We start from the raw sequence: 15805 nt of genomic DNA on the forward strand, positions 1-15805 counted from the left end.
TGAGGAATAACACGAGGCTGGTTTTAGTGGCCCGAATCAAGCAGATACACGGACCGGCGGAAGATCCCATGCAGATGAATAGCCGGATATAGATCATACGAATAAAGATTTGTCGACGAAGTACCCCTTTCTGTGATATGATAATGACTGTATCATGAACAGAAAGGGGTACTTCTATGGGAGATACGTCCGAAAATTTGGTTATTAGAAAAGAAATTAGATCAATGAAAAAGATATCAAAACAGATCTGCCTGGGCATTTTAGCGCATGTAGACGCAGGAAAAACAACGCTTTCAGAGAGCATCCTGTACTTAACCGGCAGCATCAGGAAGCTGGGAAGGGTGGATAACCGGGATGCATACTTGGACAACTATGAGCTGGAGCGCGCCCGTGGGATCACCATATTCTCCAAACAGGCGGTGTTTGAGCTTCCGGATACCAGAGTGACGCTTTTGGACACGCCGGGACATGTGGATTTTTCTGCGGAGATGGAGCGGACGCTGCAGGTGCTGGACTATGCGGTGCTGGTAGTCAGCGGTGCGGACGGAGTCCAGGGACATACGGAAACCCTGTGGCAGCTTTTGAAACGTTATCAGGTACCGGTATTTTTATTTATCAACAAAATGGATCAGAACGGCACAGACCGCGAGGCGCTGATGGAGGATATCAGAAAGCGTCTGGATGAGAACTGCCTGGATTTTGGCGTGATGCATGGCGGCGGAATTTCTGATACCATGCAGGCAGGGGCAGATATCTCATTGGACTGGTGGGAAAATCTGGCTATGTGCGACGACAGGGCGCTGGAGCTTTATCTGGAAAATGGTTCTGTGGAAGATGCGGATATCCGCAGGATGATCGGGGAACGGAAAGTCTTTCCCTGTTACTTTGGCTCTGCGTTAAAGCTCCAGGGTGTGGAGGAGCTGCTTGAGGGGATCGGCCGTTTTACATGCGGCAGGACCGGGCAGGAGGCTTTTGGCGCAAAGGTATTTAAGATCTCAAGGGATGACCAGGGGAACCGGCTGACCCATATGAAGATCACAGGCGGAAGCCTGAAGGTAAAGGACATGCTCCCCGGAAAAGAGGAGGAAAAGATCAATCAGATCCGCGTGTATTCCGGGGCGAAATATGAGACGGTAAATGAGGCCGGACAGGGCATGGTATGTGCGGTGACAGGACCGGCGACCACCTATCCGGGCCAGGGGATCGGCGCGGAGGCCCAGTCGGAGCAGCCGCTTCTGGAGCCGGTGCTGACCTACCGTCTGGAGCTTCCCGAGGGCTGTGATGTTCATGGGATGCTGAAAAACCTGCGGTTGCTGGAGGAGGAAGAGCCGCAGCTTCACATTGTCTGGGACGAGACCCTGGGAGAGATCCAGGCCCAGGTTATGGGAGAGGTGCAGATTGAGGTTTTAAAGAGCCTGATCCGGGAGCGGTTTGGCGCTGCGGTGGAGTTTGGCACGGGAAATATTGTATACAAAGAAACAATCTTAAAACCCGCAGAGGGAGTGGGGCATTTTGAACCGCTGCGCCATTATGCAGAGGTACACCTTCTCATGGAACCGGCGGAGCCTGGCAGCGGATTGCAGTTTGACGCCCGGTGCAGCGAAGACGTGCTGGACCGGAACTGGCAGCGCCTGATCCTGACCCATCTGGAGGAGAAACGTCACCGCGGCGTGCTGACAGGGGCGGAGATCACGGATATGCGTATAACGCTGATCGCGGGACGGGCGCACTTAAAACACACCGAGGGCGGGGATTTCAGACAGGCCACCTACCGGGCGGTTCGCCAGGGGCTTAGGGAAGCGGGCTGCCGTCTGCTGGAGCCGTTCTATACCTTCCGGCTGGAGGTGCCTGCGGAGAATGTGGGGCGCGCCATGGCGGATCTGGAACGGATGCAGGGCAGATTCGATCCTCCGGAGGCGGACGGGGAACGTATGGTGCTGCGGGGCAGCGCTCCGGTGGCCAGCATGCGGGATTATCAGATGGAGGTCATTTCCTATACGAAAGGGCGGGGGCGGCTTAATTGCTCTTTGAAAGGCTATTATCCATGCCACAATGAGGAGGAGATCGTTTCCGCGGCCGGGTACGACCCGGAGGCGGATCTGGACAACCCCACAGGTTCAGTGTTCTGTTCTCATGGTGCGGGATTCGTGGTGCCGTGGGATGAGGTGAAGGGCCATATGCATGTGGAAAGTCCGCTTGCAGCCGGGTCCTGGAATGGAGAGGATGACGCGGCGCTTACAGGAACTGCCCTTGCGGACGACAGTGGCGGGACTTCCTCCATGCGGTCGGGGAGGACGGAAAACGGCATGTCCGGCGGTCTTCCTTTTGGGGCGGACGAGAAGGAGCTGGAGGCGATCTTTACCCGCACTTATGGAGAACAGAAGCGGCGGCTGCCGGGAGAGAGCGGACCGCGGAAGGTGACGTATCAGTCCGACAGAAAGGGCGGTTCCGGCAGCAGGGGGGCTGCGTCAACAGTACAGGGAGGTTCAAGTCTTGGAACGCCCGGTTATCTGAAGACCCAGACTGTGGGCGCCGATGAATATCTGTTGGTGGATGGCTACAATATCCTGTATGCATGGGATGATCTGCGGGAACTGATGCAGGTGACGGTGGATGGAGCGCGTCACCGCCTGATGGATATTCTCTGCAATTACCAGGCTTACAGAAAATGCATCCTGATCGTGGTCTTTGACGCTTATAAGGTGGTGGGCGGCATCGGCAGCGCCCAGGATTACCACAATATCCATGTGGTCTATACGAAGGAGGCGGAGACCGCGGACCAGTACATTGAAAAATTTGCACATCAGATGGGACGAAAATACCGGGTCACCGTGGCGACTTCTGATGGCCTGGAACAGCTTATCATCCGCGGACAGGGATGTCTTTTAATGTCTGCGAAGGACCTGCGGGAAGATGTGGAACGGGTGGGACGCCAGATCGAGGAAGACAAAGGACGCCTCCCCAAACCCGGAAAGAATTATCTGTTCCGGGATGTGGAGGCGGATATGGCAGAATACCTGGAGAAAATACGTCTGGGCGAACAGGCTTCTATAAAATAAACATCCGTGCCCGCAGCAGGTCGTCCATGGTACTGCTGGTATAAGATACGGTATAGGCATCCAGCTGCACCACACCGGGGTAGTAGGATGCCCGTTTTGCTTTAAAGTGGTCCTTAAAACAGATCTCCATGGTAATGGTCCCGGGTACGTCCAGATGGCATTTGCTGCGGTTCCTCAAGCCCTGCTCTGCGCATTCGCGGATCAGCTTTTGGGCGCGGATGGGGGCGAGATTGATGGTGGCGCTGCCCATCCCTTCTTTTACAGCTGCGGTGGTGATCTCAGGATCAAAGCCTCTGACGTGTTCGCAGAGCATCTTATCTCCGCTTAAGAATACGGACGGGACGCCCAAGTCTGCGGCGGCGTAGGCGTGGATCAGAAATTCAGACGCCAGTACGCCGTTATATTTCACCCAGTTGTTGCCGCGGTTCATAGTGTGGCTCAAAGGACTGCCGTCCAGTCCGGCGGGAGAGTGGTACCCTACGTACATCACCGCGTCAAAGGAGGAATCCAGCCCTCCCAGCATGGAGATCGGCTCGCAGGTCCAGTCGCTTATGATCTTTACTTCCTCCGGAAACAGGGATATGTCCATATTCCGCCCGCTGTCGTGGGCGTCTTTCACATAGATTTCCGTAGCGCCGGCGGCCAGGGCGCCTTCGCAGGCGGCAACCGCTTCCAGCGTCATCTCCCGGGCCAGAGGGGCATGTTCAAAATGCCCCAGGTTGGTAGAGGCCCAGGAGGTAGAACCGGAAATACCTTCAAAATCCACACTGATATATACTTTCATGTCAAATGATCCTTTCTTATATATGTCTATGCCTGCATTTCATGTTTAGCAAGGATGCTGCGCGCTACGCTGATTCCGTTGGCGGACGCCTGCTGAAGCCCGCGGGTGACAGACGCCCCGTCGCCAACCGCCCGGAGGCCGTCTATGCTGGTTTCAAAATCGGAGTTTACGACGACCTTGTTGGAGTAGAATTTTACTTCTACGCCGTAAAGAAGAGTCTCGTCGCTTGCGATGCCGGGCGTGACCTTATCAAGGGCCAGCAGCATTTCCCTGATATCCACCATGATGCGGTGCGGGAACACCAGGGATAAGTCGCCTGGTACGGCGTCTTTCAGCGTGGGGATCAGGTTGTTGCGGCAGAGACGTTCCTCGGTGGTGCGTCGTCCGCGTTCAAAATCCCCGAAGGTCTGGACCATGATCTTGCCGTCGCAGAGCATGTTGGACAGCTGGGCCACGTGCTTGCCGTATTCGATCGGTGTCTTAAACGGTTTTGTAAAGTTTTTGGACACCAGCAGGGCAAAGTTGGTGTTGTTGGTCTTGTAATCTTTGGATTTGTAGGCGTGTCCGTTGACCACCGCCAGCCCGTTCTCATAGTATTCGGTTGCCACCTCCCCGGAAGGGTTGGTACAGAACGTCCGCACCTTGTCGTCGAAGGTGGGAGTGTAGTAGACCAGCTTTGCCTCATAAAGGTTCTCGTTGAGGAATTTCATCACCTCATCGCGGACCTCTACCCGGACTCCGATATCTACGGTGCCCACCTGGGTCTCGATCCCATGATCCTGGCAGATGTGGGAGAACCAGTCGGAGCCCTCCCGCCCGATGGCGGAAACCACCTCCGGCGCACAGTACACCTCGTCCTTGTTCGTGACAACGCCTGTTACGCGTCCGTCATCGATCAGGATATCCCTGACCATGGTGTTAAACTCGATCTGGACCCCGCGCTCCAGAAGATGCTCCTGAAGGCGGGTGTAGATCTTGTAGCCTTCCTCAGTACCCAAGTGGCGGATGGGGCATTCGATGAGCTTTAGGTTGGCGCCGATGGCTTTGCGGCGGATGGCCTCGATCTCCTTCTGCTTGTCGACGCCGTAGACATTCTGATCGGCTCCGAACTGTAAATAGATGTTGTCGGATTCTTTTAAAAGCTCCACTGTCTTATCGTAGCCCAGAATCTCCGGCAGGTTGCCGCCCACATCGGGAGAGAGCGAGAGCTTTCCGTCAGAAAATGCGCCTGCTCCTGCAAAGCCGGTGGTGATGGAGCAGGGCTTGCATCCAACGCAGACCCTGGTAGTGCGCTTGGGACAGTTTCGTTTCTCGATCGGGCGTCCTTTTTCGATCATCAGGATGTTCATTTCAGGGCGCTTATGGATCAACTCATAGGCGCAGAAAATGCCGGATGGGCCGGCACCGATGATGATGACATCATATTCCTTTTTATTCACGTTTATTTTATCCTTTTTGGGCGTTATTTGAACCGGTAACGATCCATGCCCTCTATTATGAAATATTAGCATAAACAGGGCGGGGATGCAAGGAAACTATGAGGCGGGAGAGCGGCAAATTTTATAATAACCGCAGAAAAAAATTTGATTTTTTAGTTTGGATTAGATATAATGAAAACACAGACAGAGATGCCTGTACCATGGTTAGAGCGTCCATATAAAATGTTCGTTTAAAAGCGGTAGATTGTCCAGTTAAAACAATCGGTTAATCATAGTGGGTGGAGCAATCCACCCGCTTTTCATTTTGGAGGCATTATGGATTGGTACATTGTGGACGATATGATTCCCGTGTGGGTTATGTGGATTATGGAGAACGATTGAAGCTTCATGTGGGAATTATTCTTAATATCGGCAGTTTTCGTTATTATGTTCCTATTTCTTCTGCGAAACCCAAACACAAGAAGATGTTAAATAGTCTGGATTTTCAAAAACTTCAAGACAGATCCAACGGATATCTCTATGCAGTACTGAATATCAACAACATGATTCCAGTTCCTGATCAGTGTGTTACCCAGCTAAAATATAATCAGGTAGAATGTTTCCGCTCTTTTTCCAGTGATAAAGAGAAGACGGACTACATTTATCTGCTTCAAAAAGAAAAAGCCATAATTGATGAGATGCAGGATATTGACGATATAAGTTTCCAGTCTTGCAAAACTGTTCGAAATAAAGTACAATAATTTTGAATCGTCAATTTTTAAACAAAATATGACGAGAGACAGTATATCAATGGACCGGGAGACTGGTCGTTAAATAAAAAGGAGATTTCATCATGAGCAAGAAACCAGTTGTATTAATGATTCTCGATGGATATGGACTCAACGACAATTGCGAGGCAAATGCAGTCTGTGAGGGCAGGACTCCGGTTATGGATCAGCTTATGAGCCAGTGCCCGTTTGTAAAAGGACAGGCCAGCGGTCTGGCGGTAGGGCTTCCGGAGGGCCAGATGGGCAACTCTGAGGTCGGACATCTGAACATGGGCGCAGGCCGCATTGTATACCAGGAGCTGACCCGCATCACCAAATCCATAAAAGACGGTGATTTCTTCACGAATCCGGCATTTTTGGAGGCGGTGGAGAACTGCAGGAAGAACGACTCCGCCCTGCATTTGTTTGGTCTGGTTTCCGATGGCGGCGTTCACAGCCATCTCACCCATATCTTTGGGCTTCTGGAGCTGGCTAAGAGGAATGGTCTGGAGAAAGTATATGTTCACTGCTTCCTGGACGGCCGTGACACCCCGCCGACCTCCGGCAAGGAATATGTTGCACAGCTGGAAGCGAAGATGGCGGAGCTGGGAGTAGGCAAGGTGGCAACCGTATCAGGCCGTTATTATGCGATGGACCGTGACAAGAACTGGGACCGCGTAAAGCTTGCCTATGACGCCATGACGAAGAGCGAGGGCACCCGCAGCGACAGCGCCACCGGCGCGATCCAGGCGTCCTATGATGAGGGAAAGACCGATGAGTTTGTGGCTCCGACCGTTATCACCGAAAACGGCGCTCCGGTAGCGGCGATCCAGAACGACGATTCCATTATCTTCTACAATTTCCGCCCGGACCGTGCCAGAGAGATGACCCGCGCATTCTGCGATGACCAGTTCGACGGTTTTGACCGCGGTGACCGTGTGAAGACGACCTATGTGTGCTTTACCGATTACGATGAGACCATCGGCAACAAGCTGGTTGCATTTGTGAAGGAGAGCATTACCAATACCTTCGGGGAATTCCTTGCAGCACACGATATGAAGCAGGCCAGGATCGCTGAGACGGAGAAGTACGCACACGTGACCTTCTTCTTCAACGGCGGCATAGAGGAGCCGAACAAGGGCGAGGACCGTTTCCTGATCCCGTCCCCGAAGGAGGTTCCGACCTATGACTTAAAGCCTGAGATGAGCGCGCCGGCAGTCTGCGACAAGCTGGTTGAGTGCATCAAGTCCGGCGAATACGATGTGATCATCATCAACTTTGCAAATCCGGATATGGTGGGTCATACCGGTGTTGAGGCCGCGGCGATCAAGGCGATCGAGACCGTGGACGCATGTGTTGGGAAGGCTGTGGATGCGATTAAGGAAGTGGACGGCGTGATGTTTATCTGTGCGGACCACGGCAACGCGGAGCAGCTGGTGGATTATCAGACCGGCGAGCCGTTTACTGCTCATACCACCAATCCGGTTCCGTTTATCCTGGTGAATGCAGACCCGTCCGTTAAGCTGAGAGAGGGCGGATGCCTGGCAGATATCGCTCCGACTTTGATCGAGCTGATGGGAATGGAGCAGCCGAAGGAGATGAGTGGGGAGTCTTTGATCGTAAAATAAGACGTTTCCAAAAGTTGATATAACAAGGCCGGGGCCATGTGCCTATCGGACAGCACTAAATATGTGTTGGCTGATGGATACATGACCCCGGCTTTACTATGTCTTTTACTATGTCTGTGACCGGCGCTGTGTGAGGCTTAGTCGAGATGGGACTGGAATTCGTTCTTAAGGCCGTGGAAAAAGGCATTGAAATCTGACTTGAAAATTAACGAAAGTGCAACCAGTTCGCTGACTCGGATATTCATGCGGTTCGTTTCTAATTTTGCATAGGTGCTTTTGGAAATGTCGAGTCCCATGAGGTGCAGTTTTGCGACGACCTCGTCTTGTGTAAGGTGGGTTTCGCGCCGCAGTTGTTGGATGTTTTGCCCAATATCCATATCGGGACGCAGCTTTTGCATAATGGTTACCTCCTGGAGTTTCGTAATAACGAAATATATTGTTGATTTTAAAACGCACAGGTTTTATAATGTTTCGTAATAACGAAATTTACAGGAGAGTATGAATGGAGAAAGCAGATATTGAGAGACGACTTTTTTGTTATATGTGCGGAACCGAATTGGCAGAGAAAATGACTGTGGATAGAGGACTGACATATGAGGAGTTTGATCAGGTTGTTTATATTCTTATGCAGCTTAAATTTTATGGTTTGTTGCTTGATGTATGGAATGAGTATTATGATCACTTTAAGTTAGAAATAGAGAATCTGAATGAATTAATAGATCAATCAGAAGAGGAGCATATAAAATACACATTGTGGCTAAAAGAGTTTTGCGACCATGCACCATCACGGAAAATGAAAAAAATCTTGAAGGAAATATTTGAGTTGTAGTAAAAGAACGGTTCTAACAAAAACAGGCACTGCCGTGTGAAACTGTATCACTTGGCAGTGCCTGTTTCGTATACCCCTGTTCACTCCTCATACACCTTCCCATAAATCTCCTCCGCCAGCGCGTCCACATATGCCTGGTCGGTGATATCGTGATTGGTGATGATCAGATCCTGGATCAGCTCAAATCGTTTCAGGCTCAGTTCTTCCGGGCTTAAGTCGCCGGATTCGCCGAGGATCTGCCGGTCTAACTGCTCTCCGTTGTGATTGGCAGTAAACCAGTCGATGAGCTGTCTGGTCGTCTGCTCCTCATCGGCGATCTGGCCTTTTACTTTTTTGGCAGACCGGGATGAGGTGACGGCTACAAACAGGGAGCCGAGGCCAAGAAGAGTCATCACGCTGCGGCTGATGATGCCGGAAAGTCCGGCCATGGGCAGACGTATGATGTTTGACCAGCACAGCAGGGAGAAGACGAGCAGGGCGCCGCCTACCAGGAAAAATGCGTAGGCAGAGGACTTTAAATCATCATACTGCTGGGATTTCTTCACATACACCTGGATGTGCTCCCTGACTTTGCCGGAATTCTGCTGTCTGAGTGCATCGTTCAGACCAGGGGTGTCGCCGTAGGGGGCTGCCGGGGTCAGTTCTCCGTGTTCTGTGTCAGACAGATACGCCTCCTCATCTGCCCCATCTGTCTCATCCATGAGCGCGGCCTGCATGGCCTCATACTCGGCGCGTTGCTGTGCCAGTCTTTCTTCCCGTTCCTTTGCTTTCATGGCGTCAGCCACTTCCTTTGATTCTACCAGCGGTCCGCCGCAGTCTGAGCAGGTTGTGATCCCCTCTATGAATTCCATATCACATTTTGGACAATAAGGCATCGCTTTTTCCCCCTGAATATTGTTTTTGATTCCGGAAAGATTCCCGGTATTTTTACATTATATGACACATTTGGTATTTCGTCCACCATAAGAAGCCTAAAATTCCAGTCCCGCAGCGACGGTGTTTTGCGGTCCAAATTCCCGGCGCAGGAGATTTAGGAAATCCTGGTCTGCCTTTGTGAGGCGGTAATCCTGCCGGTAGCCAACAACGAATTCTGCGGTGTGCGGCTCGTTGCCGACAGAGAGATAAGCCGGCGGTTTTGTATAATTTCGGAAACAGGCTTCGCTGATGTCAAAACAGAAGGTGAAGCCCAGCCCTCCGCTGGCAAGGGAAAGGCAGGTCTCCAAGTTTCTCAGCTCGGTGATCTCGGGCTGGATACCGGCCTCCCGCAGAAGCTGGCGGCTGATCTGCCCGATGCGCCACTGGAGCGGGTCGTTCAAGAAAAAGATCTCGTGCTCCAGATGCTTTAGGTCCAGCCAGGGATGTTTAAAGCCGCTTTTTATTTCTGCAAGTTCTGTGTAAGGACTGGAACCGGCAAGGCACAGGACAACCTCCTCCGTGTTAATGTGGAAATATTTGAATTCCGGATTGCGCACAGGGAGGGCGTAAATGGCAAGATCCGTAGTACCGTCCCTTAGATTCTGCTCCACATCACTGACGCTCCGCTCTTTGATATCAATATGGTAGCCTGGGTAAAGCTTCTTGAACAGGGGAAGGATACGGGGAAGGACATAGTAGCCGCGAGTGGTTGTGGTGGTGAGGCTGATCCGGCCGTTTTCATGGCTGGCAATCTGGCTGATCGTGCGGTCCAGCCGTGCCTGCAGCGCAAAGATCGCCTGTCCGGTTTCTAAAAATTTTTCGCCGGCGTAGGTGGGATACATCTGCTTGTTGATCCGGGCAAAGAGCGGCGTTTCCAGCTGGGCCTCCAGCTTCTGCAGGAATTTGGTCAGGGAAGGCTGGGAGATATACAGCGCTTCCGCGGCCCGGGAAATGGTCTTGTAATCAGCAATTGCCTGAACATAGGCATAATCTCTAAAGTCCATGGCGTCCTCCTTGTTTTCCTATAACTATGTGGTCAATCCATAAAGCTGCCATAAATTATACTGCAAAAATTACTATATGTATAGTTTGAAAGCATGAAAAATATAGAATTTATATATTTTACATATAGTTGTTAAAATGATAGACTAAAAACAACCAATTGGGAAATGGAAATACAACAAATTACACCAAAAAAGAGGATGGGAAAAGCATGACCAGCGGATATTTGAGGACCAGTGATAAAGCTTATATTTATTATGAAGACCGTGGCCAGGGGGACGATACGATCCTGTTAGTGCCCGGACATATGTGTACAACCAGGTTCTACGCAAAAAATGCAGATGCGCTTGCGCAGAATCACCGGGTTGTCACATTTGACAGCAGAGGATTCGGCAATTCCTCAAAGCCTCTCCATGGGAATGATGTGGAGCGGCATGCAGATGATATCAGGGAGCTGATCGATTTTTTAGATCTGCAGCAGGTTGTGCTCATAGGATGGTCGCTTTCCGGCAGCGTTGTGGTGACCTACGCGGATAAATATAAAGAATACCGGCTGAAAGCGCTGGGTATCCTGGATGCATGTTTGTTCCCGTTTTCACCGGAGCCGTGGAATTCCTACAATTCCAGGGACTACAACATGGACGACTGGAACCGCAAGTACCGTCTGTGGTACGCAGACCCGCAGCAGTACATAGAGAATTTCGTGGACCGCGTAAAGACAGGGCTTACAAAAGAAGAGATCGCCATGGTGAGAGAAGAGATTGGGAAAACCCCGCCGTGGATCGGGTTTGCGCTGCATTCTGACTGGTGCCACAGCGACTGTGCGCGGCTTCTGTCCCATCTGAAGCTGCCGGTGATCATTTTCAGCGGTGAATCCAAAGGTCACAGCGCAACCATGGGAGAGTATTATGAGACGCAGGTTGCAGGTTACTGCGAGCACCATCGTTTCACGGAAGGCGGGCATATGCTGTTTTTCGTGGAATATGAGAGATTCAACAGGCTGTTAGAAGACTTTATCAGGAAGATTTAAAAGGAGGGTATTTGTATGCTTTATGCAATGGTTGGGTATGCGGTGATTGTGATCATGATGTTTATGATCCTCAAGAAAAAAGCGACGCCTGCGTTCTGTTTTTCCATACTGCCGGTGATCGGAGCGGCGGTTTGCGGATTTGGATTTACGGAGATCATGGAGTTTATCAATACGGGAATGGGAAGTGTGTGGAAGACTGCCATACTATTTATCTTTTCCGTCTGTTATTTCAGCGTTATGAATGACGCGGGCCTGTTTGACCCGTTGGTACAGGGCCTTGTGAAAAAGGCGGGAAACAATATCACGATGATCATGCTGGCTACCAGCCTGATCGCGGTCGTGGCACATATGGACGGCGCCTGTGCGTCCACCTATCTGATCACGATCCCGGTCATGCTTCCGATCTTCAAGAAAATGAAGCTGAACCCGCTTATGCTGCTTTTGCTGGTAGGTCTCTCCACCGGCGTCATGAACCTGGTTCCCTGGGGAGGACCGACGATCCGCGCGGCCACAGCCATCGGCATGGACGCGACAGAATTGTGGATCAGCATGATCCCCATGCAGATATTTGGCCTGCTTGCAAGTCTGGGCGCGGCAGTGATCTGTGGACGTGTTGAGACAAAACGCCTGAAAAAAGCGGGGATCGATCTGTCTGCTCTTGACATTTCAGGAGAAACCTCTGTGGCGGAGACAGACAGCGAGTTAAAGCGGCCCAAACTTTTCTGGGTAAATTTAATCCTGACAGTGGGCGTGATCGGGGCACTGATCAAGAGCGGAGTTACCCCCTATCTGATCTTCCTCTTCGGCACGATGATCGCGCTGGCGGTCAACTATCCGGACATGAAGGTCCAGGGACAGCTTCTGAAGAAATATGCTCCCAGCTGCATCGATCTGACCGTTACCCTGATGGCAGCCGGCGTATTTTTGGGAATCTTCGCAAACAGCGGGATCATTACCAGCATGGCGCAGGTATTGATCAGCATCCTGCCGGGCTTCATGACCAAATACCTGTATATCATCATGGGTATCCTTGGCGGGCCGCTGGGCATCATCATGGGACCAGACCCGTACTACTATGCGGTGATGCCTCTTGTGATCGAGACTGTTGCACCGTACGGGATCACGGCGGCCCAGGTGGCACATGCAATGCTGATCGGCGAAAATGTAGTATTGTCCGTAAGCCCGTGTGTTCCGGCTAACTATCTTGCATTCGGCATGAGCGGGATCGAGCTGAACGAGCATCTGAAGTTCTCCTTTAAGTGGGAGTGGCTTGTCAGCATCCTGATGTTGGTATTTGCTGTGATATACGGCATTGTATAAAACATTGCTGCGGTGTGATTTGCGGCAGAAAGGGTAGTGTGCAGCTGATATGTTAAGGATATATAGAGAACAGGGACAGCAATTGCCGGAAAAGCAGATGCCCGCAGTGCTGTGTATTGCAGGAAATCTGTGCAGTCCTGAGGTATTTGACCGGATCACTGTCCCGGAAGGGGTGCAGAAGCTGTATCTGGATTATCTGCAGAGCCCGGGGCCATGGGACATGGACAGCCTGGGGCAGCAGCTTCTGGACACAGTCCGGGAGCTGGAGCTGGGGCCGGTGGTGCTGGCGGGATACTCGGCGGGCGGCGTGCTTGCCATCTCCGCAGCCTGTAAAGGACCAGATCAGATCGCAGGGCTTCTGCTGTCCAACACAGGGCCCTGCAGCCAGGGGCATGGCAATCCGGGCTTTGCGGATGAATTGCGGGAACATTTCGATGATGAGGGGTATATCCGCGGCTTCCTTGCAAGCTGTTTTTACAGAAGTGCGGATGCAGAGCTGATGGACCGGCTTTGGGATTATACAAGGGCCGCAGACCGTGACGCCGCTTATGAGGTGTCAAAAACCCTGCGTGAGGTGGATTACCGGGAACCTTTAAAGCAGTTTAAAAACCCCGTCATGATCGTCCACGGAATCCTGGACACCCGCAGAGGGAAAGACAGCGTGCTGATGATGCAGGAGTCTTTGCAGCAGGCAGAGGCTGCATATCTCCAGACCGGCCACACGCCCATGGCGGAGGACCCGGCGGGATATCAGGAAGCATTGGATCATCTGCTTGGGCAGATTCCCGGTTTTTCAGATCATATATAAAGTGCGTTGATTTAAATAAAATATAAAATGTTGTAAAATTCTCCTTGTAAAATCAGCCAGATCAGGTATAATAGTTGTATAAACAAGTTGAAAATGAGGCTCGAACTATGGCAATGAGAAAATACGACAAGATTTATCAGGATCTGAAACAGAAAATAGAGGATGAGGTTTACGGATTTCAGGAGCTGCTTCCCTCAGAGCACATGCTGATCGAGGATTATGATTGTTCCAGAAACACGATCCGGAGGGCCATCAGCCAGCTGGGAACAGAAGGGTATGTCCAGAGCATCCATGGAAAGGGCGTTGTCGTCATCTACCAGAAGGAGAACCAGGCGGAGTTTGTGCTGGGAGGGATCGAGAGCTTAAAGGAGGCTGCCGCCAGAAACCATATGGAGTTCAAGACAAAAGTGATCTGTTTTGCTGAACTTACTGTGGATGAAAAGATGAATAAAAAGATCATGTTTCCGGTAGGGACGGAGATCTACTATATCCAGCGTGTCCGATACGTGGAGGGGGAGGCTCTGATCATCGACCACAACTATATGCGGCGGGATGTGGCGGTGGGGCTGACTCCCGAGATTGCACAGCAGTCTATTTATGAATATCTGGAGCAGGAACTGGGCGTGACGATCACGACCACCAAACGAAAGATGACGGTGGAGCGGATCACCCAGCTGGATGAGACGTATCTGAACATGAAGGGGTACAACTGCGTGGCAGTGGTCAGCAGCCATACCTTTAATGCGGCGGGAGTGATGTTTGAGTATACCCAGTCCCGCCACCGGCCGGACTGCTTTGCGTTTTATGACCAGGCGCAGCGGGTGCGCTAGTTTTGGGAAAAGAGATTATCATCAAAAGAGATCAGGCTGTCGGCCTGGTCTTTTTTTGCGCCCGGAATCCCTTACAATATGATAATCTTCCCAAATACCACTTCCCTTTCTCTAAGAAATAAGCTAAAATAGAGCAAGGTATATTTCAGGAAGGAAAAACTATGGGTATTACAATTTCGTTTTCCATGCGCCCTCGGAAGAACTGGATCGCCGGACAGGGCTGGAGCGCAGAGAAACTTCAGAAGTTCGCGGCGCAGCTTGCCGGTGAGCTGGGGTACCAGTATGAAGCTGCCGGTGAATATGCCATCTATCAGTTCTGCCCGGAGGGCTTCCTCTGGATGGGCTATAAGGCGGGGAGGATCCTGGGCGAATGCCAGACCAACATTGCGGGACCTGGTTTCCACGCGGCGGTGATCCATTTCCTTGAGCTGTTTGCTGCGCGCGGGGAGTTGGGGCTTTATGTGGAGGATGCCACCGGATACTATGAAGAACGGGATTTTTTGAAGATGCGGAGGAACTACTTTTACCAGTGGTTCACCGACCTTATGGGACAGGTGCTGGAGAAGAAGGATGATACGGGAGAGCAGCTGGTGTGCTGGCCTGCCGACTATTATCTGCCGGAGGAGCACAAGGACATGATAACGACCCATATCCGGCGGTTTGCCATCTCGGAGATTGCGGGGATGATGCGCTCGGGTATGAGCATGGCATTTGCAAAGGACTTCTTTATCTGGAATGAGGAGGAAAAGGACGCTTATTATTACCGCAACAGCGCGCTGGTGATGCTGAATCAGGAGTGCTATTTCATGCCGTCGTACCGGAGCCGGGAGGACGAGGATATCAATCACAGGATCATCAGCCTTTTAGAAAAGGCGCTTTCCATGAAGCCGGACATTCCGTTCCCCAAGAAGGAGTATCTGGAGCTGTGCGTCCTCGCCGGGCAGGAACCGGTGGACGTAAGTGGCGTGACCGAATATGCCAAAGAGATTGAGATCGGGTGCAGAAAAGGCCTGCTCTTCCGCACGATCGGGTGCATGCGGTTCGCGGTCCCGGGGAATTACCTCTATGACCCCAATTCCAGAGGCAATTCAGAGCGCTATTACAGCGGGATGCAGAAGGACGGCCGTGAATTCTATATCTGCGCCGTGAACACACCGGAGGATGCGACGTTTAAAGACGCGCCGTTTCAAAAGGATACGGTGCAGGAGGTGCAGGAGTTTGAGTCGGGTGATACGAAGGGGAAGATCGCCATCTACCGTCCGGTGGAACGGGACGGAAAGACCGTCCGCTCCGTGGCTGCCCAGGTGATCTACAAGAACCAGATGACCATTGTCAGCATCAATTATGAGAATCCCCAGGACCAGGAATGGGCGGTGGATCTGATCAAAAAAGTGCGGACGGTTGGTTGACGTCCG

General features: G+C 51.7%; 14 protein-coding genes. 9 read left to right on the plus strand and 5 right to left on the minus strand.

Going from position 1 to position 15805, the window contains the following annotated elements; all coding sequences use genetic code 11:
* Positions 1 to 224 precede the first annotated feature (224 nt).
* Entirely contained in the window at positions 225 to 3059 is a 2835-nt protein-coding gene (locus tag AB1I67_RS10445; RefSeq protein ID WP_367029805.1) for a translation factor GTPase family protein, read from the plus strand.
* Here AB1I67_RS10445 and AB1I67_RS10450 read toward each other — a convergent pair.
* Positions 3049 to 3843 (minus strand): M55 family metallopeptidase, encoded by a 795-nt coding sequence (locus AB1I67_RS10450; RefSeq protein ID WP_367029806.1) that lies wholly within the window; start codon positions 3841 to 3843, stop codon positions 3049 to 3051. The genes AB1I67_RS10445 and AB1I67_RS10450 overlap by 11 nt on opposite strands.
* 26 nt (positions 3844 to 3869) lie before the next feature.
* On the minus strand, positions 3870 to 5282 hold the full coding sequence (locus AB1I67_RS10455; protein ID WP_367029807.1) for an NAD(P)/FAD-dependent oxidoreductase: 1413 nt from the start codon (positions 5280 to 5282) through the stop codon (positions 3870 to 3872).
* Positions 5283 to 5602: 320 nt separating this feature from the next.
* Between AB1I67_RS10455 and AB1I67_RS10460 the strand changes: the two genes are divergently transcribed.
* Together AB1I67_RS10460 and gpmI are read left to right on the plus strand one after the other, a co-directional pair.
* Positions 5603 to 6022, plus strand: coding sequence for a type III toxin-antitoxin system ToxN/AbiQ family toxin (locus AB1I67_RS10460; protein ID WP_367029808.1), 420 nt, complete (start codon positions 5603 to 5605; stop codon positions 6020 to 6022).
* Between the two features lie 92 nt (positions 6023 to 6114).
* Entirely contained in the window at positions 6115 to 7656 is a 1542-nt protein-coding gene (gene gpmI, locus AB1I67_RS10465; protein WP_367029809.1) for a 2,3-bisphosphoglycerate-independent phosphoglycerate mutase, read from the plus strand.
* Positions 7657 to 7793: 137 nt separating this feature from the next.
* Here gpmI and AB1I67_RS10470 read toward each other — a convergent pair whose 3' ends face one another.
* Positions 7794 to 8054: a helix-turn-helix transcriptional regulator gene (locus tag AB1I67_RS10470; RefSeq protein ID WP_367029810.1), complete on the minus strand. Its 261-nt coding sequence runs from the start codon at positions 8052 to 8054 to the stop codon at positions 7794 to 7796.
* A 104-nt stretch (positions 8055 to 8158) separates the two neighbouring features.
* Between AB1I67_RS10470 and AB1I67_RS10475 the strand changes: the two genes are divergently transcribed.
* Positions 8159 to 8485 carry a hypothetical protein gene (locus AB1I67_RS10475; protein ID WP_367029811.1) on the plus strand — a complete coding sequence of 109 codons (327 nt, stop codon included), beginning with the start codon at positions 8159 to 8161 and terminating at the stop codon, positions 8483 to 8485.
* Between the two features lie 80 nt (positions 8486 to 8565).
* On the opposite strand, the gene AB1I67_RS10480 is transcribed toward AB1I67_RS10475, so the two are convergent.
* Together AB1I67_RS10480 and AB1I67_RS10485 are read right to left on the minus strand one after the other, a co-directional pair.
* On the minus strand, positions 8566 to 9360 hold the full coding sequence (locus AB1I67_RS10480) for a hypothetical protein (protein WP_367029812.1): 795 nt from the start codon (positions 9358 to 9360) through the stop codon (positions 8566 to 8568).
* A 96-nt stretch (positions 9361 to 9456) separates the two neighbouring features.
* The gene (locus AB1I67_RS10485; protein WP_367029813.1) at positions 9457 to 10404 is read right to left on the minus strand and encodes a LysR family transcriptional regulator; all 948 of its coding nucleotides are present in this window, start codon (positions 10402 to 10404) and stop codon (positions 9457 to 9459) included.
* A gap of 209 nt (positions 10405 to 10613) precedes the next feature.
* Between AB1I67_RS10485 and AB1I67_RS10490 the strand changes: the two genes are divergently transcribed.
* The 5 genes from AB1I67_RS10490 to AB1I67_RS10510 all read left to right on the plus strand — a co-directional run bounded on the left by AB1I67_RS10490 (position 10614) and on the right by AB1I67_RS10510 (position 15799).
* Entirely contained in the window at positions 10614 to 11432 is an 819-nt protein-coding gene (locus AB1I67_RS10490; RefSeq protein ID WP_367029814.1) for an alpha/beta hydrolase, read from the plus strand.
* Between the two features lie 15 nt (positions 11433 to 11447).
* The gene (locus tag AB1I67_RS10495) at positions 11448 to 12752 is read left to right on the plus strand and encodes a citrate:proton symporter (protein ID WP_367029815.1); all 1305 of its coding nucleotides are present in this window, start codon (positions 11448 to 11450) and stop codon (positions 12750 to 12752) included.
* 49 nt (positions 12753 to 12801) lie between these two features.
* Positions 12802 to 13560, plus strand: a complete 759-nt coding sequence (locus tag AB1I67_RS10500; RefSeq protein ID WP_367029816.1) for an alpha/beta hydrolase — start codon at positions 12802 to 12804, stop codon at positions 13558 to 13560.
* Between the two features lie 107 nt (positions 13561 to 13667).
* On the plus strand, positions 13668 to 14390 hold the full coding sequence (treR, locus tag AB1I67_RS10505; RefSeq protein ID WP_367029817.1) for a trehalose operon repressor: 723 nt from the start codon (positions 13668 to 13670) through the stop codon (positions 14388 to 14390).
* 161 nt (positions 14391 to 14551) lie between these two features.
* Complete coding sequence (locus tag AB1I67_RS10510; protein WP_367029818.1) at positions 14552 to 15799, plus strand: hypothetical protein; 1248 nt, start codon at positions 14552 to 14554, stop codon at positions 15797 to 15799.
* Positions 15800 to 15805 lie beyond the last annotated feature (6 nt).

Origin of the sequence: Clostridium sp. AN503, from assembly GCF_040719375.1 — a bacterium.
Classification (GTDB): domain Bacteria; phylum Bacillota; class Clostridia; order Lachnospirales; family Lachnospiraceae; genus Brotaphodocola.